Raw genomic sequence first — 20364 nt, 5'->3', positions numbered from 1 at the left:
TCACAAAAAATTATGAATATTACATTTATCGGTAGCGGATATGTGGGATTAGTCTCAGGTATTATTATGGGCTATTTAGGTCATAATGTTACTTGTCTTGATAATGATGAGGTTAAAATATCCAAATTAAATAAGCAAATATTACCGATTTATGAAGCTAAACTTGATGAGTATCTTAAGCAAGCTTTAGAATCTGATAGGTTAAAATTTACAAATATTTATAATAATGAACTTCAAAATGCTGATGCAATATTTATTACGGTCGGTACACCTTCAAAAGGGTTGGGAGAAGCGGATTTAAAATATGTTTATGATGCTATTGATAAAGTTTTCGAGCATATAAATAAAGATTGTTTAATAGTCATAAAATCTACCGTTCCGCCGGGTAGTTGCAGTAATATTATAGCTTATTTAAAATCAAGAGGCTTTTCATTTAATGTTGCTTCTAATCCTGAGTTTTTAAGAGAGGGTAGTGCGGTAGAAGATTTTTTATATCCTGATCGTATAGTTATCGGTGTAAATAATAAAGAATCAGAGGAAATATTGCGAAAAATTTATGCACCTTTACAAGGTGTAAAGTTTGTGGTTACCGATTTAGTGACGAGTGAACTTATTAAATATGCTTCAAATAGTTTCTTAGCTACCAAAATTGCTTTTATTAATGAGATGGCTGATTTATGTGAAAAAATCGGCGGTAATATTAAAGATTTATCTAAAGGTGTAGGACTTGACCAAAGAATCGGTCAAAATTTTTTAAATGCAGGACCTGGTTTTGGCGGTTCGTGCTTTCCAAAAGATATTCTAGCATTAAATAATCTTGTAGAAAATCATCATATAGATTGTAGGATTCTTAAGGCAGTAATTAAAAGTAATAAGCAGCGTCCAAGTAATATGGTAGATAAAATAGCTACTTTGTTAGACGGAGATTTAAAAGGTAAAAATATAGCAATTTTAGGCTTAACATATAAAGCAGGAACAGATGATGTAAGAGCAAGCCCTGCCATCGCAATTGTAAAGATCTTATTAAATAAAGATGTATATGTTAAAGCATTTGATCCTATCGGTCTTGAAAATGCTAAAAAGAATTTGGAACATAAAAATTTGCTATATTTAGATTCAGCAGTTGACGCCTGTAAATCAGTAGATATTATAGTTATTGCAACTGAGTGGTCAGAATTTAAAGAACTTAATTGGCAAGAAATTTATGATTTAGTAAAATCACCGATAATCATTGATTTTAGAAATATACTAGATAATGAAGCAATGAAAAAAATCGGTTTTAGATATTATGCAGTCGGAAGTAAAATTTAGTCTTGTCGTTAAGGCTTCCGATGTTATTCCCGCGTAGGCGGGAATAACATAAAAAGTTTACGGGAATGACATAAGGAGTCATACAGTAAGACAATAAACTTTAACATTAATTTAAAATGCGACCTGAATTTATTCATTTAAGAACTCAAAGCTCTTATTCTTTTCTAGAAAGTGCATTAACGATTGAGAAGGTAGTAGAACTTGCTTCATCGAATAAAATGCCTGCTATTTGTTTGGCAGATAAGGGAAATTTATTCGGCTCATTAGAGTTTGCATTATGTGCAGTAAAAAAAGGACTGCAGCCGATACACGGAGTTATTCTAAATATAAAATACGATATAGATATTTTTGCTCAAATTTTGCTTATAGCTAAAGATGAAACTGGTTATAAAAATTTACTCAAACTATCAAGCCTTACTTTTACTAAAAATGATCGTAAGATATGCGATCACATTGATTTTGAAGATTTAATCGAATATCAAGAAGGATTAATAGGATTATGCTGTTATACCGACGGTATTGTCGGAAAATGCTTGCTAGCTCGCAACGAGGCGAAAGCGATGCTGTTTGCACGTAAATTACAGGAAATTTTAGGAGATCGTTTTTACTTTGAGATTATGAGACATGAGCTACCGGAAGAACAGTTTATTGAGGATAGTTATATTAGAATTGCTGCCGAGCTTGCTATTCCGCTTGTTGCTACTAATAAAGTTTTGTTTAGTGAGAAAAGCATGCATGATGCACATGATGTATTGTTATGTATATCAGCCGGTGTTACTAAAGAATATCTGGATCGAAAAACAGTTAGCGAAAATTGTTATTTTAGATCACCGCATGAGATGATAGAGCTTTTTTCCGATTTACCTAGTGCCATCCAAAATACTGTGAATTTAAGAGAGCGTTGTTATTTTGCCGCACATGCAAACCCGCCGATGCTGCCTAATTTTGCCACCAAAGATATTAGTGAAACGGATTTAATTAAAAAAGATGCAAAAGAAGGGTTGCTTGCAAGGCTTGCTACAAAGTTTAAATCTGAAAATATTGCGTTAGAGAATCAAGAAGCATTGAAAACCGAATATTTTGCTCGTCTTAATTATGAGCTGGATATTATCTGTAATATGAATTTTGCCGGTTATTTTTTGATTGTATCTGATTTTATTAAATGGAGTAAAAAAGAGGGTATTTTAGTCGGACCGGGTAGAGGATCGGGAGCAGGCTCGGTTGTTGCTTGGAGCTTGCTTATTACTGATCTCGATCCGATTAAATTTGGCTTATTATTTGAAAGATTTTTAAATCCTGAACGTATTTCAATGCCTGATTTTGATATTGATTTTTGTCAGGAAAGGCGTGAGGAAGTAATTAATTACGTACGTTCCAAATACGGTAATAATAGAGTAGGACAGATTATAACTTTCGGTAAGATGCAGGCAAAGGCTGTAATTAAGGATGTTGCTCGTGTGCTTAGCTTACCTTATAAATTCGCTGATTATCTAACGGAGCTTGTCCCTTTTAGTGCAGTTAATCCAGTTAGCTTAGAACAGGCAATGCGTGAAGTTCCGGAGCTTGCAAATGCCGCTAAAGGTAATGGGCTGTATAATTTAGATGGTGAAGCGGAGTTAATTAAGTTAGTGATTGATACTTCGTTAATTCTTGAGGGGCTGCATAGGCATTCCTCAACTCATGCTGCAGGAATCGTAATAGCAGGTACTGATTTAGTCGATATAGTACCGGTATATAAAGATGCTAACTCCGATATGCTGGTAGTCGGTTATTCTATGAAATATTCCGAGATTGCCGGTTTAGTTAAATTTGATTTTTTAGGGCTACAAACCCTAACGGTTATTACCGATTGTAAGAAACTGCTTAAAGAGCAAGGGATAGAAGTAGATTTTAACAATATGACGTTTGATGATAATAAGACTTATCAAATGTTGTGTAAAGGTAAAGGAGTCGGCGTTTTCCAATTTGAAAGTATCGGGATGAAAGATGCACTTAGACGCCTTAAACCTGATTCTATACATGATTTGATAGCTCTTGGTGCGTTATACCGTCCTGGTCCTATGGAAAATATTCCTACCTATATAGCTTGTAAGCATAAATTACAACAGCCTGATTATTTACATGAGCTATTGCAACCAATCTTAGAAGAAACTTACGGAGTGGTGATATATCAGGAGCAGGTACAAAGAATTGCTCAGGTTCTTGCAGGTTATACGCTAGGAGCTGCCGATTTACTTCGGAGAGCAATGGGTAAGAAGATAAAAAAAGAAATGGAGGAGCAGGAAGAAATTTTTGTTAAAGGAGCAATTGCTAATAATATTTCGGAATCTCAAGCTAAATCCATTTTTGCGACCGTGGCTAAATTTGCCGGATACGGTTTTAATAAGGCACATGCTGCGTCTTACGGTGTTATTTCATACCAAACTGCATATCTTAAAGCTAATTATCCTGCTGCATTTTTAGTAGCATGCTTAAATCTTGAATTGAATAATCACGATAAAATTAATTTATTTTTACAAGAAGCAAAAGATAACGGCATAAAAATTATTGCACCTAATATTAATATTTCTGAAGGGTATTTTAGTGTAAAGTTTTCGGACACTGTCATCCCGCATAGCGTAAAGCCTGTCATCCCGCGACTTGATCGTGGTATCCAGGAAATTTCAAAAGATACCGTGGTCAAGCCACGGTGTGACATCGCGGGTGCAATAATCTTCGCCTTAGGTGCTATTAAGGGAGTTACGCCGAATTTCGGTAAATTAGTAACGGATGAGCGAAAAGCAAGAGGGGCGTTTAAATCAATTACTGATTTTATTGAAAGATTACCCCCAAAATCTATTAACAGTAAATTATTGGAAAATTTAATCAAGTCAGGCTGTTTTGATGAGCTGCATGATAATCGATTGCAATTATTGTCAAGCATTCCAAAATTGCTTTCTTATTCAACTGCATATCACGAAGAGCAGGAATCTAATCAATTTAGCTTAATTAAAGTTTCTAGTTTAAGTCCAACTATTTTAGTATCAAGCGATTATGCCGATAAAAATACTTTAGCCTTTTATGAATTTGAGGCTATGGGTTTATTTATCTCTAATCATCCTCTTACGGAATATCAAGCAATATTTAGTCGTTTAAATATTTTAAATACTGCGGATTTGCATAATAACTTACCTGATGGTACTAACCGAGTAAATCTTGCCGGTGTAATACAAAAAAAGGATTCTCGTATGTCGGCAAGAGGTAGGTTTGTGACGCTCGTGCTTTCTGATCCTGAGAATATCTTTGAACTTAGTATTTTTAGTGAGGAAGTTTTAAAAGATTATGTACATTTACTTGATGTTAAAAGTTTGGTAGTTGTTAATTGTGACATAGTTAAAGATGAGGGCGGAATAAAACTAACGGCAAAAAGCTTTTCATCAATTGAGGATGCAATTAATAATAAACAATTTGAACTACAGTTTTATCCACAAAATCATGAAGAATTACGGCAGATAGTAACCTTGCTTGCAGCTCGTATAAATAATGAAGATCAGAGTAATGCTAAAGCTACAATCTATTTACAAAGCGCAGATGTAAAAAATTTTGTAGCAAAAATTATATTACCTGAAAAATTCTTGCTCCAAGGACAAGATTTTGAGATTTTAAAAGGATATAGTAAATAGCGTAGTTGTTGAGTGGTTCGGTTTTCCACTGTCATTCCCGCAAGGCATTGTTGTGTGGATATCGGGTCGTCATTGTGAGCAGCCATAGGCTGCGTGGCAATCTCATGAAATAATAACAAACTTGAGATTGCGGACGTACAATTACTTCGTAATTTTCCTCGCAATGACGAAAAAACCGAACCATGAAACAAAGCCAATGCCTCGCAGCATCGAAACCTTGAGTCAACTTTTTATAGGCAATACCTGAATTGACAGTAAAATGAATCTATAATTGATATAATTGAGTAATATTCTTTGATGTTTTTTTACCGCTAAATACTGCATTATTATTTTTATTATCGCTAAGTTCCATATATTTTGTTAGTCGATGTTTGTCTGCTATTAACTTTGCTTCTTTTTCTAAATTGATATTTTGCTCAAGATTTGGGTCTTTAATTAATTCTTCAAAATAATTACTTATGGATTTTAATCCCAATTTTCTCGTTAATTTACTTAAATACTTATAAAATTTATTTTTGATAGTTTGTTTTTTAGGTTCTGAATTTTTATTGAATGTATTATTGGTTTTAACTTCTTATTTTTTATCTTCTAATACTCCTGTATTAATTGATCTTTTGGTGTTTGATTTAGTTTTGAATTATCTGCTCTTACCCCAGCACCGGCATTATATATATACGATAATTTTTTCCGTTTTCTTTAGAATATTTTATAACATTTGTATGTAATCCTGTATTAGTAGGAGCATTAGAATATGATAAATATGCTTCTCCGGTTTTTTGTAGTTTATCATATATTTCATTTGTAGTTTTTTCTAAAGATTTTTTTAACTGTTCTGCTGGTGGTAATTCAGTTGAGCTAGTTAATTTACGTAAAAAGGATTGCTTATAAATCTCATCTAAGCCATCCATAAAATGGTCTAATTTTTTACCTGTATTTTCGTCAGGATTTAAAGCTTTATACGCTTAGCCGTTATAAAATGAGCTGAGCCTAAATTATAATCTTTTGTGGATTGATCATAGGTACGGGTATCGTCAAGCATTGCGCAGTACTGAGTTGCTTTTGCTTCATACTCATATTTCCGTATGTTATTTAAGGCTTGAGTGATATTTTCATAATGTTCTTTCAGTTTATTTTGGTTATTCTTGTTTAGAGCAGTATTTGTAAGTTGATTATCATAATTTTCTAAGTTACCGAACTTTCTATTATTATTTACATTCTCAACCATATTTTCAACTAGCTAGTTAAGCAGGGATCAAAATAATCATGTATTACGAATAAATGTCAATAATTACTCACCTCAATATATCTACTTTATCTAATTGTTCCCATGTAAAATTTACGTCTTCTCGGCCGCAATGACCGTAAGAAGCCGTTTTTTGATAACATGGAGTGCGAAGCTTAAGATGTTTAATAATTTTTCCTGGACGCATATCAAAATGCTGTGTTATGAGCTTAGTAATTTGTTCGTTGCTTAATGTGCTAGTACCGCAAGTTTCAGCATAAACAGATACGGGAGCAGCTATGCCTATTGCGTAGGATATTTGTATTTCACAGCGATCGGCAAGTCCTGCTCCTACTATATTCTTAGCAATATAGCGTGCCATGTAAGCAGCCGATCTATCTATTTTTGTTGGATCTTTTCCAGAAAAGCAACCGCTGCCGTGTCTTGCCATTCCTCCATAGCTGTCCACGATAATTTCCCTACAGGTTAAACCGCAATCTGCAACGGGACCGCCTATAACAAACCGACCCGTCGGATTAATTAGGTATTTAGTGTCTTTATGAAGTAAATTGCTTGGTAATGCTTGTTTAATAATTTCTTCCATTACTGCTTCAATAAGGTCTTTTTGTTGTATTTCCGGATGATGCTGAGTTGATAAAACTACTGTATCAATGGCAATTGGTTTGTTGTTTTCATATCGTAACGTGACTTGAGATTTTGCATCGGGTCTAAGCCAAGACAAGATATTTTGTTTACGTAAATATACTTGCCTTTTCATTAATAAATGAGCGTAGTAAATCGGTGCGGGCATGAAACTATCCGTTTCATTACAGGCATAACCGAAAACCATACCTTGGTCTCCTGCACCTATTTCATCGTCATTTGCATTGTCAACACCCATAGCTATATCGGGTGATTGTTAATGATAGCTGAAATTACGACACAACAGCTACCGTCAAATCCATAATTTGGATTATTATAGTCGATTTCTTGTATCTTGCTACGTACTATTTGCTCAATATCCACATAGGTACTAGGCCGCTCACTAGAACTAGACCGGTTGTTACAAATGTTTCACAGGCAACACGACCGTTAGGGTCTTGTTTTAGAATCTCATCAAGTACCGTACCTGAAATTTGATCGACAATTTTGTCCGGATGCCATTCAGAAACTGACTCAGACGTAAATATAAAATTTTTCATACATTACGCTCCTTTTAAAATTCTTCAAATGTTATATTAATATATGATTTTTTATATGCTTATTTTATCAAATATGTATGCTGTATTATATGTTGAAGTTATTTTTCTGGATTCCTGCTTTTGTGGGAATGACAGCAAGTCATGCAATAACGCCGCCTTTAGCTAGGAATGATACACCTTCAATGAATTTCCATCCAGTTATTACCTGCTCTAATTTCGGTTATAATCGGTACAGCCATATTAGTAGAATTTTCCATGATTTTTTTAATAATAGGTGTTATAATTTCTACTTCATCAATCGGTGCTTCAAATAGTAATTCATCATGAATTTGCAGTACTAATCTTGTTTTAAGTTTACGTTTTTCTATTTCTTGATCTAGATTGATCATAGCAATTTTAATTATATCGGCATTAGTTCCTTGAATCGGAGCATTAATAGCCGCACGTTCTGCGAATTGTTTAAGCTTTTTATCATGAATTAGAGGTACAAAACATTTTCTGCCAAAGCAATTTGTGACATAGCCGTTGCTACTTGCAAAAGCTTTTGTTTGCTCCATATATTTTTGCACTCCTTTATATTCAGCAAAATATTTCTTGATATATTCGGATGCTTCGCCGTTAGTAACGTTTAATTGCTTAGCAAGCCCAAAAGCGCTTATACCGTAAATGATACCAAAATTTATAGCTTTTGCTTTACGCCTATGTTCGCTAGTTAGTTCGTGTTTTTGTAAGTTAAAGATCTGACAAGCAGTTTGAGTATGGATATCGTCTTTATTGATAAATGCTTGTTTTAGTGCATCTATATTTGCGATATGGCTTAATATTCTAAGCTCAATTTGAGAATAATCGGCAGATATTAATTTATAACCTTCTTCAGCAATAAAAGCTTTTCTGATTTGATTCCCCTCACTAGAGCGAATAGGTACATTTTGTAGATTAGGTTCCTGTGAGCTAAGTCTTCCTGTAGTGGTAGAAGTTTGTAAAAATGTCGTATGTACTTTATGTGTTATATTATCTATCTGTTTCGGCAAACTATCGGTGTAGGTATTCTTTAATTTTGTTAGTTGCCTCCATCTTAATAACAAATCTGCAATATTATATCCATGCTCACTAAGTTTTTCTAGTATTTCCGCTCCCGTTGAGTAAGAGCTTGCTTTAGCTGAAGCTTTACCGAAAGGTAATTGCATTTTTTCGAACAAGATTTCGCCTAATTGTTTTGGCGAACCAATATTAAATTTAGTTCCGCTAAGAGCAAAAATTTCTTCTTCAAGTTTTAGAATTTCTGTTCCAAATTCAGCGGATAATTGTTTTAGGTAATTAGCATCTACTGTAATACCCACTTTCTCCATTTTATCTAAAATAAAACAAATAGGTAAATCAATGTTGCTATAAAGTCTAAAGGTTTTGTTGTCTTTAAGTTCCCATATAGTTTGCTTATAAAGTGCGATAAAGTTTATTACTATTTTTGCTGATTCGATAATTATATTTTCTATCCAAGGTTCTTTCAAAACTTCTTTAAATAAATTTTTCTGTGATAAACCAGCAGATAATGCATACTGCATTAATTCTAAATCTTCTATAGCCGTAATGTCATGAGATTGGTTTGCATAAAATTTAAGTAGAGGTTTAAGAGAGTAAGTAATTTTTTTTATGGATTTATCGGTTAGTAAATTGAAGATTATATCCGAAAACCAGTTGTTATTACTTTTAGTATTATAAGAAAATAGATCATGAGAAGTGTTTGAAATTTTAATAATATAGCTTTGGTTTTGCAGTGATAAAATAAAAGCAAGATTAGCTCCTTTATGCTGTAATAAATATATCCCGAATATTCCTATTTTCGTGGCTTCTTTAGCAAAGTCTGCTAACTCATTAGCATTATTAATTTCTTTTATTTCCGTTACTTTATTATCTGCTATCTCTTTGTGGTCGTTAATTTTAATATCCAATAAATTTTCTACTCTTTTATATAAAGATCTAAAACCGTATTCCTGTAAAAATCCTGTTAATTTATCGCTATTTGGAGGTGACCATTCTAAATTATTTAGCTGAAAATCTAAATCAACATTAGAATTAAGCCCTATTAACTGCCATGAAATTAACGCCGCTTCTCTTGAATTTTGTAAAGTTTCACGTTGTTTTACGCTTGAGACTTGGTCTAAAGAGTTAAATATATTTTCTACAGAACCAAATTGTGTTATAAGACTACTTGCAGTTTTTGGTCCAATAGATGGTACACCCGGAATATTATCCGATCTATCGCCGATTAAAGCCATTACTTCACGTAATTTATCAGAAGTAGTACCAAATTTTTTAACCACATCATCTTCCGTAATATATTTCCCTTTTAACGGATCATATATCTTGATGTTTTCAGTCATTAGCTGTAATAAATCTTTATCGGAAGAGATAATGACTACATGTGCGCCAAGTGCAGCAGTTTTAGTAGCAAAGGTTGCGATAATGTCATCGGCTTCATAACCGTTCTTCTCTAGAATAGGAAAATTTAAGTTACTTGCAACATCACGAACTAAAGGTAATTGTATAATTAAATCTTCAGGGGGTGGAGGGCGGTTAGCTTTATAGTCGGGATAAATCTGATGGCGAAAATTTTTCCCGCCGCTGTCAAATACTACAGCGACATGTTTAGGCTTAAAGTCGCTCAGTAATTTTAGCAGCATTGAAGTAAAACCGTAAAGAGCACCGACAGGCTCGCCTTTTGGTGAAGTTAAAGGCTGTTGTGCATAATAGGCTCTAAAAACAAATCCGTATCCGTCTATGAGCAATAAGGTATTTTTTTGAGTCATTTTATGATTTTATTTTTAATTAGATCGTCATATTGCGAGGAAATTACGTAAGTAATTGACGAAGCAATCTCAGGAGTTTATTATTACTTCATGAGATTACCGTGCAGCCTACGGCTACTCGCAATGACGACTCAATATTCGTGCGGGCAATGACGTAGCAAAACCTCACAACCCCACTAAATTTCTAGCAAAATCATGTTGGTTGAATATTTTTAAGTCCTCTATCTTCTCGCCTATACCGATAAAGTATAAGGGTAAATTAAATTTTTGTACTACTCCGACAATTACGCCCGCTTTAGCACTGCCGTCTAGTTTAGTCACGATAAGCCCCGTCAAATTAGTAGCATCATTAAAATGTTCTACTTGGTTATAGGTATTTTGTCCGGTAATAGCATCAATGACTAAAATACTATGAGTGGGGGCATTCTCGTCTAGTTTTTTTATAACTTTTACAATCTTAGACAGTTCATCCATCAAATTTTTCTTATTATGAAGCCTACCTGCTGTATCGATAAAAAGTATATTGATATTTTGTTTTATCGATTCTTCCATCCCGCGATAAGCAACACTTGCGGGGTCAGCTGATTCTTCACCGGTAATAAGTAGTGCATTTGCTCTATCTGCCCAAGTACTTAGCTGATTTACGGCAGCTGCTCTAAAAGTATCGCAGGCTGCAACTGCTACTTTTTTCCCTTGTGCCGAGTACATTGCAGCAAGCTTACCTATAGTCGTGGTTTTACCTGCTCCGTTAACACCGCAAACTAAAATTACGTTTAATTTATTTTCGCTTAAAGTAAAAGGAATTGCTGATTTTGATAGCTGCTGCTCTATTAATTTAGCAAGGGCTTCTTTTACTGTATCACTATCTATTTCTTTGTCAAATTTTACCTTTTTAAACTCTTCAATAATATTAGTTACTACCAAAACACTCATATCACTTGAGATAAGTAGCTCTTCTAGCGCTTCTAGAGTTCCTGCATCTAATTTTTTCTTGTAAAATATTTTGTCGATACCTTCCGATATTTTATTAGAAGTTTTAGATAAACTTTGTTTTAATTTACTAAATATCGAAATCATATTAGATAGTTTTTTGTTTTATGGGTGTTGGTGTTACGTCTGCGTGAATATCAAATCGTCATTGCGAGGAAATTACGTAAGTAATTGACGAAGCAATCTCAGGAGTTTGTTGTTATTTCATGAGATTGCCACGCAGCCTATGGCTCGCAATGACGATTAGGTATCTACACAGATAAGCCATCTTGCAATGATGATTAAGGTACTTATCTCTTTTTCTTATTTTTGCTTTTGTTTTTATTTCCGTCAGTGGTTTTATTGAATCTACCTAAATTTTTAACAAATTTTTGTAGTCCGTTAAGTTCCGTTCCATATGTCCTAGTATATTCATGGACTATTTCTATATCTTGTCTATGAGAATCATCTATTACTACTACTTCCTGCATAAAATTATTAGCATCAAACGTAATTTTTACTATCTTCTGCTTTTCAATTTTTGGATTGAGCCAAGCTCTTTGAGACATAACTCTTTCAACATAATACCAGGTATTTTGGGAATATTCCGGTACTATAGTAGGCGTACCTATTAACTCTACGACTTCTGTTTTATTTAGTTTTTTAGACTCTAATTTTACAAGTGCCGAATCATCTATAGATTGCCCTCTATTTTCGATAGTTTTGCAGCCGCTTAAGGAAAAAAAGGCTAATATACTAAAAATGTATGTTATAAAAATTTTCATAAGTTTAATTTTATCTAGATTTTATTACAAGATTATAATATACTGCTTCACTAATTTGACAAATACTTTTTAATTTATATTTAGAGAGACTAATAATGGCAGTTCCAAAGAAAAAAACATCAAAATCAAGACGTAATATGAGACGTTCGCACTTAGCACTTGGCAAAGTTAACGTAATAGTTGATTCGCAAACCGGTGAATATAAGCTTCCGCATCACGTTTCTTTAGTCGACGGTACTTATAATAATCGTCTAGTAGTAACAAAGAAAATTAAAACTGAAGAAGAAGTAGCCTAAAAGATTTATGACCTGTAAAATTATTGGTTGCGGCGGGTATCTTCCTTCAAAAATAGTTAGTAATGACGAGCTTGCAAAATTCGTAGATACTAACGATGAATGGATTAGAACAAGAACAGGTATTACGCAGCGTCATATAGCAGGTGATACAGAATATACTTCCCATCTTGCTTTAAAATCAGCTGAAAAAGCTATAGCAGATGCAGGGATATCGGTAAATGATATTGATTTAATTATTACATGTACTACTACTCCCGATAATAGCTTCCCTTCGGTTGCCTCTAAGCTTCAAGGTTATCTTGGTTTAACTAATATACCGTCTTTTGATTTACAAGCAGTATGTGCCGGCTTTGTTTATGGTTTACAAGTAGCAAATTCTCTTATCTCATCAGATAAATATAAAACTATTTTGCTTATAGGAGCCGAGAAAATGACGTCGTTATTAGATTGGAATGATAGGACTACTTGCGTTTTATTCGGTGATGGGGCCGGTAGCGTAATATTACAGCGTAGTAGTGATGATTCCGGTTTAATAGATAGTAATATCTTCTCAAGTGGGGCTGATTATGATGAAATATTATACACAAACGGTGGTGTAAGTATGAACGGTATTAGTGGCAAAATAGTTATGCAGGGGCAAAAATTATTTCGTCATGCAATAGAAAAAATGCAACAATCTATAAAAGATTTACTGCATGCTAATCAATTCAGTGTAAGCGATATTGATTATTTTATACCTCATCAAGCAAATATCCGTATTATAAATAAACTCGCTGAACTATTAAATATAGAAGAGCATAAAGTAGTGAAAACCGTAGACAAACATGCTAACTGCTCTGCTGCTTCTATTCCGCTTGCTTTGAGTACTCTCAAAGCATCAGGCAAAATAAAAAAAGGTGATATTCTACTATTTTCAGCTATCGGTGCAGGTCTTACTTGGGGCAGTGCATTCATTAGATGGTGAATATACTCGTTGTATTACATCTTCGGAAACTCTACTACTAGAGGTAATTTGTACGTTGATCCTGTACTCGAATCCTCACGTACCTCTATGTACGCTGTGGTTCTGTGTGCCGTGTCTTCTTCAAATTCCTCTCTATAAGCGAGTTTCTGAAGATGTCTATTTGAAAAATTGGCAACACTACTTATTTGCTTATAATTCTCACATATTATATATACGCTGCGGTTATAAGCTTCAAAATCGATTCCTCTTTTCCCCATTAAACTGCATCTATCTATTTATCCAAAGTATATACTTGTATTAAATGATATTTTTACCACATTTATACATGAGTAATTGCATTTTATAATATTTTAGCCTTTAAACTAATAAAATAATGATATATACTAACTCACATAGCTTTTGGTTAGTTTAGTTTTATGACTAGCTAAAATGAATTCAGTATTAATAAATTATAATCTCAAGGAGTTTAATTATGAAAACAAAAATTGCATTAGCTTTTCTTGCATTATGTGTGCTTGCAGGGTGTAATACAACAAAAAGAGCACCGCAATTTGACGGTAATATGAATCAAAGTGAAGAAACTTCATTAATGAAAGATTTCGAGAAGCATGCAGGAAATGCAGTATGGTTTGCTTTTGATAGCTCTGCTTTATCACCAAAGGCTAAAGAAGAACTAGAGAGACAAGCTTGCTGGTTATCAAAGCATCCTGAAGTAAAAGTTACTGTTGAAGGACATTGCGATGAAAGAGGTACCAAAGAATATAACTTAGGTTTAGGTGAAAGAAGAGCAGCAGCAGCGCAAAAATTCTTAGTTCATAAAGGAATCGATCATAACAGATTAAATACAATCTCTTATGGTAAAGAGAGACCTGCTATGATGGGTAATACTGAAGAAGCTTTTGCCTATAATCGTAGAGCTGTAACAGTTGTACACCACTAAAATTATTTACTAATTATAGTATCCTAAAAGGTCGAGTTTACTACTCGGCCTTTTTTTATTTATAACTTGATGTTATTATTGCGAAAGCGTTGATGCGTGGATACCAAACCGTCATTGCAAGCCATAGGCTGTGTGGCAATCTCATGAAATAACAACAAACTCCTGAGATTGCTTCGTCAATTACTTTGTAATTCCTCACAATGACGAAAACACTGAACCATATTGCCCTGTTTTTTAGGCGATACCTCAAAAATATAAAAATTTTACTAGACTTAACTGCATAATAATTATATAAATTTCAAATGAAAAGGGGCTGTAGCTCAGTTGGTTAGAGCACGCCGCTCATAACGGTGTAGTCGTAGGTTCAAGTCCTACCAGCCCCACCACACAAATTCTTATTTAAATTCGCATTAGCACTGAATTTATAATGATTAATCTAAAAACACTTTCTTGGTATCTTACTAAATTATATTCTAAGTGTTTTTTTATTATATTATTTCTTTTAATCGGGCTATTAATTATCTCAAATGTTTTTGATCTTTTACAAAAATTCAAAAATATTTATGTTCCTTTTAGTTTTTTTTGGAGACTTATCTTATATAAGATTCCTTATTTACTAGGTCAAGTATCTTCATTAATTAGTTTTACCGCTATGTTATTTTTTCTTAGAAATCTAACAAAAAATAATGAATTAACGGCTATGTTATCTAGCGGTATTCATATTTGGCAAGTGCTTGTTATTCCATGTATTGTAACTTTAATGTTAGGTATAGTTTTTACGACTATATTGAATCCTATCGGTACTATAGGCTTACAAAAATATGAGTTATTAGAAGCAAAACTAACTAAAAAAGCCTTGAGTGAGGGTATAATATCTAAATCAGGCTTATTATTTTTTGAATCTTTAAATGATGAAACTCAAATTATCCAAACACAATTTATTAATGTTGCCGAGAAAAAATTAAATAATATTACAATTTTATTTGTTGATCATAATAATTCTTTTTTAAAGAGAATTGATGCATTATACGGTATTATTGAAAATAAAATGTTACATTTAAATAGAGTTAAGGTTTTCACAAAAGAGGAAACTAAGGCTTACAATAATTTAACTATGCAGACAAATTTATCAATTAATAGTTTAGTAAATAAATTTATTCGTCCTGAAATGGTTTCTATTTGGGCTTTACCTAAATTAATTCATGAATTATTAAATTCAGGTTTACCGGCTATTAATTATCAAATTTATTATTACAAGCAATTATTTAAGCCTATAATGATGATGGCAACCGTAATTTTAGCAAGTTGTTTTATTAGTCTTAAACAGCGTGATAATTCCCAAGAAAAAATACTGCTATTAGGTTTATTTTCAGGTTTTATAGCATATTCGTTATCAGAAATATTATTAAAAATACTTACTTATAATAATTTGTCTTTAATTGCTGCTATTTTATTACCTAGTATGCTAATATTTTTTATTAGTAACTTTATTATGTTACATTATAAAGAAATTTAATATAGACGAAGTTTAATTTGAAAAATTGGCATCGTCGCTTCTCATTGTTGATCCTCACGTAGTATTCTACGCTGCGGTCAAAAATTCCGAGGCTTCTCGCTCTTTTCCAAATTAAACTTCGTCTATATTAAATTTCTATTTACTATGGGACTGTTTATTTTGTTAACAGTTCTATAGAAGTGTTTTTAGAATTTAGAGAGAAAAAATACAATGATAATGAAATTTTTGGAAGGATTTTCTTCCGGTATGGCCATAGATCTTGGTACGGCAAATACTATTGTCTATCAAAAAAATTGTGGAATTGTTCTACGGGAACCTTCTGTTATTGCGTTAATAAAAAAAGACGGTGCTTTTGTGCCTTATGCTTATGGTCATGAAGCAAAAATGATGCTTGGGCGTACTCCTACGGATATTGAAGCAAAAAGACCTTTAAAAGATGGTGTTATTGCCGATTTTAAGGGTGCAGAGGAAATGATAAAGTATTTTATTAGAATGGTACATAATCGTCGCTCTTTTTTTGGGCCGACAATTGTTATTTGTGTGCCTTCCGGTTCTACGCCGGTTGAGCGTCGTGCTATCCAAGAAGCAGCAGAAAGTGCAGGGGGTAGGGATGTCTATTTAATTGAAGAACCTATGGCGGCAGCGATCGGGGCAGGGCTACCCGTAACGGAAGCAACCGGTTCGATGATTGTTGATATTGGAGGAGGCACTACCGAAGTTGCAGTTTTGTCACTAGGGGGCATAGTATATGCAAGGTCGGTAAGAGTCGGCGGTGATAAGATGGATGAAGCTATTATCTCATATATAAGAAGGCACTATAACCTATTGATAGGTGAGGCTACTGCCGAAAAGATAAAGCAAGAAATAGGTACGGCTTATGTAGATGAAAATGTTGAGCCGAGAAAGATGGAAATTAAAGGACGTGATTTAATTTATGGTATTCCTAAAGAAATGATATTGAACGAAAGACAAATTGCTGATAGTCTAATTGAACCGGTAAGTCAAATTGTTGAAGCGGTAAAAGTAGCACTAGAAGCAACACCTCCTGAATTATCTTCAGATATAGTTGATAAGGGAATTGTTTTAACAGGCGGCGGCTCATTATTACGAAATCTTGATTTTGTTCTTAGTGAAGCCACTAAATTGCCAGTAATAGTTGCAGATGATGCCCTCTCTTGTGTGGCACTTGGAACAGGAAAAGTACTTGAAGATTTTACAAAGCTAAAACATGTACTATTTAAACAGGATTAAAAATGGCAATACTTGCAAATAGAGTAAAAAATTCTTCAAATTCATTAGAATTAATAAGAATAATATCAAATACTCTTAAGCGTTTTTTTGTTATATTTGGGCTTGGATTGTCTGTATATTTATTTTTTGCTACACCTAAAAAAATATCTAGTATATCACTTGAAGTAACCGGTAGTATAGTATCAATCGGTTTAGCAGTGTATGAAGATATATTTGAATATATAAATTCAATAACACAAAAATTTGTTTATTTTCAAGATTTAGAACGAAAAAATATAGAACTTAAACTTGAGATAGCAAGATTACAACATTTACAAAGTGAAGTAGAATTGGTAAGAGCCGAAAACATTGCATTAAAAGATTTGTTAACGATTGCTGAGGAAGAAGAATTTGAATATATTACTACTAAATTACTGAGTGTTTCCTTTAATCCCTTTTCTAGAACTGCTTTGATTTCTGCAGGTAAAAAGCAAGGCATTGAACCTGATCAAATCGTTGTTAATTCAGGAAAATTAGTAGGAAAAATAATAGAAGTGAGTAATAATTATGCGAAAGTAATGTTAATTAGCGATGTTAATTCTAGAATACCTATTAAAGCTAATTTTTCAAGAGAACAAGGTATTTTAGCAGGTACTAATAATAATAGTAAAATTTTATACTTGCCTAACAATCATTTAGTACAGAAAGATGAGGAGATAGTAACCTCTGGACACGGTAATATTTATCCTGCAGGTATTTTAGTGGGCTATGTGTCTAAAGTGACAGAACATGATGTTATGGTAAACGTAGCAGCTGATCTATCTAAAACGGAATTTGTACAAGTATTATTGCCTAAGGAGTAATTTCTGTTTTTTTTACTCTATGTCATTACCGCGTAGGCATTGTTGCATGGATCGGTACAATTCCCTGTGTGTCACCCCGTGGCTTGACCACGGGGGCCAAACAACAATAAAAAATACTAGCAACAAAGCTTTCCCGTGTAGGTGGGAAAGCAGCAAAATAACTTCAATATTGCTACAGAAGTTATATATTTGATAAAATAACCATATAAAAACTTGTTTTTATATGGTTTTACTAGATTTTTGTTTACGCGGGAATGACATTGAGTAGGCTTTTCGATCCATGTAACAAGGCTGGTAATACTCGACTTTGTATATATCTATCCTTTATTTATTCAGAGGTTATTAATATGGCACTTGCTACTAAAGTAAAAGAATTTTTAGAAGAAAAATTAAAACAAGAAAAGATAGATCGTAAATATCTTGCCGAAGTCACTAATATCCCTTATACTACTGTTAGCAGAATTATGAGAGCGGAAGCTAATCGTGAATTCAACCCTGAAATAGATACTATTTTAAAAATAGCAAAATATTTTAATTGTACTATGGATGAGGTAATAAAAAGAAAAGTACAGAATAATTCATAAAGCTTGATACAAGCGAATTTTGCATGACTCGCCTGTACTCACTCACGTAGTTTACCTACTGCTTTCGCAGGCTTGCATTTAAATGCATCTTGTCTAAATCTTTCTGAAATATGCTGTACCTACGAAATAAAACATAAAATATGACAACAAAAAATAAAAGAGTTCTTCAGAAATGCGCTTATAGAGAGGAATTTAAAGGAGACATGGAACGTAGCACCGCAGCGACGTCTAAATTACCTCTAGAAGTAGAACTTTCGAGGAACTCTAAAGGACTGATTATAATTTTATCTTCCCCTTCAGGTACAGGTAAGTCGAGTTTAGCTAAAGCATTATTGAAAATAGATAATAATTTACGTTTATCTATTTCGGCAACTACAAGAAAACCACGTTTAGGAGAGGTAGAGGGCATAAACTATTACTTTAAGACCGGTCTAGAGTTTGAAGAATTAGTTAAGCAGAATAAATTCCTTGAATATGCTAAAATATATGATAATTATTACGGTACGCCTAAAGAATACGTCGAAATGTTATTAAATCAAGGCTTGGATGTTTTGTTTGATATTGATTGGCAAGGAGCAAGGAGTATTAAGAAAAATGCTACTAATGTTGTTACTATATTTGTATTGCCTCCTAATATTGAAGTATTGGAACAACGCTTAAGAAATAGAGCGACCGATAATGAAGAAGCAATAAAATTACGTATGCAGTTGGCACAAAACGAAATATCACATGCTAATGAGTATGATTATGTAGTTACTAACGATGACTTTGACAGGACGCTTAAAAAAATACATGCGATTATAGTTGCAGCACGAGACAAAGCGTTTTGACTTTGTCGTTTTTTCTTTTTATACTGAGAATTAGACGTTATGTTTCTAATTTTCAGAGTACTAATTTAAATGCTTAGAAAACAATTCCTTTCATCAATAATAAAACATTTTAAAACTCATAAAGTTGTGCCTTGTTAGGACCAAGGCAGTGCGGAAAAACTACACTTTCTAAACAATTCGTAGAAGCTTATAATATTCCTAAAATCAATATTTTTGATCTTGAAAATCCTTTAGATTTAGCAAGATTAAATGAACCGATGCTTGCTTTGTCTGATCTAAAAGGATTTGTTATTATTGATGAAATTCAGTATAAACCGAATCTATTTCCTATTTTAAGAGTTCTTGTTGATACAACTGATATTAAATTTAGTACTAGGCAGTGCATCAAGAGACTTAATTAAACAAGGTTCTGAAACACTAGCAGGTAGAATAGGTTATATTGAAATGACACCGTTTACCTTATCTGAAGTGTCAGGTACTCAGCAATTATGGATACGCGGCGGATTTCCTTTATCATATCGTGCAGATGATGAAGAGTTAAGTGCTTTATGGCGTCAGAATTACATTAAAACATTTTTAGAAAGAGATATACCAAATTTAGGTTTTACAATTCCGTCTATGCAGTTACGTAGGTTTTGGTTAATGCTTTGCCATTATCACGCTAATATATTGAATGCTTCAGAACTTAGAGGGAACTTTTATGATCCGTATTTTGCAGCCTTGGTATGAAAACCTTAAAAAAAGACAAGTTAAGACTCCAAAAATCTTTTTTAGAGATGGTGGAATATATCACGCTTTATTAGGCTTAAATAATTATGAAGCTTTAAGCACTCATCCTAAAATAGGTGCATCATGGGAAGGATTTGCCTTAGAACAAATTGTTAGATATTATAAAGCCGAACCCGAAGAATGTTATTTTTGGTCATCTCATAATGGAGCGGAAATAGATCTTTTAATTTTTAAAAATGGAAAACGCTTGGGGTTTGAAATTAAATATACAAATACACCGAGCATTACAAAATCAATGCAAATATCTTTAGAAGATTTAAAACTTGATCAAATTAATGTAATATTTCCAGGTGAGATTAGCTTTAAATTGTCAGAAAAAATACAGGCAATAGGTCTTTCGAGCTTAATTCAAAATGATACAAAAGCTGCAACTATATAGTTACAGCTTTTAGAA

Annotated in this window: 17 protein-coding genes, 1 tRNA gene and 2 pseudogenes; 12 read left to right on the top strand and 8 right to left on the bottom strand. The window is 33.2% G+C overall.

From position 1 onward, the window contains the following. Positions 1-12: 12 nt before the first annotated feature. Both RAF_RS06140 and dnaE read left to right on the top strand, forming a co-directional pair. Positions 13-1311 carry a UDP-glucose dehydrogenase family protein gene (locus RAF_RS06140; protein WP_012720027.1) on the top strand — a complete coding sequence of 433 codons (1299 nt, stop codon included), beginning with the start codon at positions 13-15 and terminating at the stop codon, positions 1309-1311. Positions 1312-1427: 116 nt separating this feature from the next. Next, positions 1428-4973 carry a DNA polymerase III subunit alpha gene (gene dnaE, locus RAF_RS06135; RefSeq protein ID WP_012720026.1) on the top strand — a complete coding sequence of 1182 codons (3546 nt, stop codon included), beginning with the start codon at positions 1428-1430 and terminating at the stop codon, positions 4971-4973. A 265-nt stretch (positions 4974-5238) separates the two neighbouring features. On the opposite strand, the gene RAF_RS06130 is transcribed toward dnaE, so the two are convergent. The 7 genes and pseudogenes from RAF_RS06130 to RAF_RS06095 form a co-directional block, all read right to left on the bottom strand. Continuing rightward, on the bottom strand, positions 5239-5448 hold the full coding sequence (locus RAF_RS06130) for a hypothetical protein (protein WP_041471956.1): 210 nt from the start codon (positions 5446-5448) through the stop codon (positions 5239-5241). 172 nt (positions 5449-5620) lie between these two features. Beyond that, positions 5621-5881 (bottom strand): hypothetical protein, encoded by a 261-nt coding sequence (locus RAF_RS06125; protein WP_041471955.1) that lies wholly within the window; start codon positions 5879-5881, stop codon positions 5621-5623. 38 nt (positions 5882-5919) lie between these two features. Beyond that, positions 5920-6198 (bottom strand): hypothetical protein, encoded by a 279-nt coding sequence (locus RAF_RS06120; RefSeq protein WP_041471954.1) that lies wholly within the window; start codon positions 6196-6198, stop codon positions 5920-5922. 67 nt (positions 6199-6265) lie between these two features. Beyond that, positions 6266-7397, bottom strand: a pseudogene (gene metK, locus RAF_RS06115) (methionine adenosyltransferase). Positions 7398-7576: 179 nt separating this feature from the next. Further along, complete coding sequence (gene polA, locus RAF_RS06105; RefSeq protein WP_012720025.1) at positions 7577-10204, bottom strand: DNA polymerase I; 2628 nt, start codon at positions 10202-10204, stop codon at positions 7577-7579. Between the two features lie 165 nt (positions 10205-10369). Next, positions 10370-11281: a signal recognition particle-docking protein FtsY gene (ftsY, locus tag RAF_RS06100; RefSeq protein WP_012720024.1), complete on the bottom strand. Its 912-nt coding sequence runs from the start codon at positions 11279-11281 to the stop codon at positions 10370-10372. Positions 11282-11484: 203 nt separating this feature from the next. Then, a complete protein-coding gene (locus RAF_RS06095) occupies positions 11485-11958 on the bottom strand; it encodes an outer membrane protein assembly factor BamE (RefSeq protein ID WP_010977769.1) in 474 nt (157 codons plus the stop codon). 95 nt (positions 11959-12053) lie between these two features. On the opposite strand from RAF_RS06095, the gene rpmF reads away from it, so the two are divergent. Both rpmF and RAF_RS06085 read left to right on the top strand, forming a co-directional pair. Further along, complete coding sequence (rpmF, locus tag RAF_RS06090; RefSeq protein WP_004997395.1) at positions 12054-12254, top strand: 50S ribosomal protein L32; 201 nt, start codon at positions 12054-12056, stop codon at positions 12252-12254. A 7-nt stretch (positions 12255-12261) separates the two neighbouring features. Further along, positions 12262-13218, top strand: a complete 957-nt coding sequence (locus RAF_RS06085; RefSeq protein ID WP_010977768.1) for a beta-ketoacyl-ACP synthase III — start codon at positions 12262-12264, stop codon at positions 13216-13218. A 14-nt stretch (positions 13219-13232) separates the two neighbouring features. Here RAF_RS06085 and RAF_RS06080 read toward each other — a convergent pair whose 3' ends face one another. Then, entirely contained in the window at positions 13233-13475 is a 243-nt protein-coding gene (locus tag RAF_RS06080) for a palindromic element RPE1 domain-containing protein (protein ID WP_012720023.1), read from the bottom strand. Between the two features lie 215 nt (positions 13476-13690). Here RAF_RS06080 and pal point away from each other — a divergent pair, with 215 nt between their 5' ends. The 8 genes and pseudogenes from pal to RAF_RS06040 all read left to right on the top strand — a co-directional run bounded on the left by pal (position 13691) and on the right by RAF_RS06040 (position 20349). After that, positions 13691-14158, top strand: a complete 468-nt coding sequence (pal, locus tag RAF_RS06075; RefSeq protein ID WP_012720022.1) for a peptidoglycan-associated lipoprotein Pal — start codon at positions 13691-13693, stop codon at positions 14156-14158. A 309-nt stretch (positions 14159-14467) separates the two neighbouring features. Beyond that, positions 14468-14544: transfer RNA gene (locus RAF_RS06070), tRNA-Ile, on the top strand. Positions 14545-14585: 41 nt separating this feature from the next. Beyond that, entirely contained in the window at positions 14586-15674 is a 1089-nt protein-coding gene (locus RAF_RS06065) for an LptF/LptG family permease (RefSeq protein ID WP_012720021.1), read from the top strand. A gap of 210 nt (positions 15675-15884) precedes the next feature. Next, a complete protein-coding gene (locus tag RAF_RS06060; protein ID WP_004997403.1) occupies positions 15885-16925 on the top strand; it encodes a rod shape-determining protein in 1041 nt (346 codons plus the stop codon). A 2-nt stretch (positions 16926-16927) separates the two neighbouring features. Beyond that, positions 16928-17767 carry a rod shape-determining protein MreC gene (gene mreC, locus RAF_RS06055; protein WP_012720020.1) on the top strand — a complete coding sequence of 280 codons (840 nt, stop codon included), beginning with the start codon at positions 16928-16930 and terminating at the stop codon, positions 17765-17767. Positions 17768-18021: 254 nt separating this feature from the next. After that, a complete protein-coding gene (locus RAF_RS06050) occupies positions 18022-18351 on the top strand; it encodes a helix-turn-helix transcriptional regulator (RefSeq protein WP_012720019.1) in 330 nt (109 codons plus the stop codon). Positions 18352-18491: 140 nt separating this feature from the next. Then, the gene (gene gmk, locus RAF_RS06045) at positions 18492-19181 is read left to right on the top strand and encodes a guanylate kinase (protein WP_010977760.1); all 690 of its coding nucleotides are present in this window, start codon (positions 18492-18494) and stop codon (positions 19179-19181) included. Positions 19182-19250: 69 nt separating this feature from the next. Further along, positions 19251-20349 (top strand): annotated as a pseudogene (locus RAF_RS06040) (ATP-binding protein). The last annotated feature ends 15 nt before the right edge of the window (positions 20350-20364 follow it).

This window comes from Rickettsia africae ESF-5 (assembly GCF_000023005.1).
Lineage (GTDB): Bacteria > Pseudomonadota > Alphaproteobacteria > Rickettsiales > Rickettsiaceae > Rickettsia > Rickettsia rickettsii.
This window is presented reverse-complemented; position numbering and strand designations above follow the sequence as displayed.

Excerpts from the sequence above, each read along its gene's own strand:
- RAF_RS06060 (WP_004997403.1), top strand. The coding sequence starts at position 15,885 with ATGATAATGAAATTTTTGGAAGGATTTTCTTCCGGTATGGCCATAGAT.
- gmk (WP_010977760.1), top strand. The coding sequence starts at position 18,492 with ATGACAACAAAAAATAAAAGAGTTCTTCAGAAATGCGCTTATAGAGAG.
- RAF_RS06140 (WP_012720027.1), top strand. The coding sequence starts at position 13 with ATGAATATTACATTTATCGGTAGCGGATATGTGGGATTAGTCTCAGGT.
- mreC (WP_012720020.1), top strand. The coding sequence starts at position 16,928 with ATGGCAATACTTGCAAATAGAGTAAAAAATTCTTCAAATTCATTAGAA.
- dnaE (WP_012720026.1), top strand. The coding sequence starts at position 1,428 with ATGCGACCTGAATTTATTCATTTAAGAACTCAAAGCTCTTATTCTTTT.
- RAF_RS06120 (WP_041471954.1), bottom strand. The coding sequence starts at position 6,198 with ATGGTTGAGAATGTAAATAATAATAGAAAGTTCGGTAACTTAGAAAAT.
- RAF_RS06080 (WP_012720023.1), bottom strand. The coding sequence starts at position 13,475 with ATGGGGAAAAGAGGAATCGATTTTGAAGCTTATAACCGCAGCGTATAT.
- polA (WP_012720025.1), bottom strand. The coding sequence starts at position 10,204 with ATGACTCAAAAAAATACCTTATTGCTCATAGACGGATACGGATTTGTT.
- ftsY (WP_012720024.1), bottom strand. The coding sequence starts at position 11,281 with ATGATTTCGATATTTAGTAAATTAAAACAAAGTTTATCTAAAACTTCT.
- pal (WP_012720022.1), top strand. The coding sequence starts at position 13,691 with ATGAAAACAAAAATTGCATTAGCTTTTCTTGCATTATGTGTGCTTGCA.
- RAF_RS06095 (WP_010977769.1), bottom strand. The coding sequence starts at position 11,958 with ATGAAAATTTTTATAACATACATTTTTAGTATATTAGCCTTTTTTTCC.
- rpmF (WP_004997395.1), top strand. The coding sequence starts at position 12,054 with ATGGCAGTTCCAAAGAAAAAAACATCAAAATCAAGACGTAATATGAGA.
- RAF_RS06065 (WP_012720021.1), top strand. The coding sequence starts at position 14,586 with ATGATTAATCTAAAAACACTTTCTTGGTATCTTACTAAATTATATTCT.
- RAF_RS06085 (WP_010977768.1), top strand. The coding sequence starts at position 12,262 with ATGACCTGTAAAATTATTGGTTGCGGCGGGTATCTTCCTTCAAAAATA.
- RAF_RS06125 (WP_041471955.1), bottom strand. The coding sequence starts at position 5,881 with ATGGATGGCTTAGATGAGATTTATAAGCAATCCTTTTTACGTAAATTA.
- RAF_RS06050 (WP_012720019.1), top strand. The coding sequence starts at position 18,022 with ATGACATTGAGTAGGCTTTTCGATCCATGTAACAAGGCTGGTAATACT.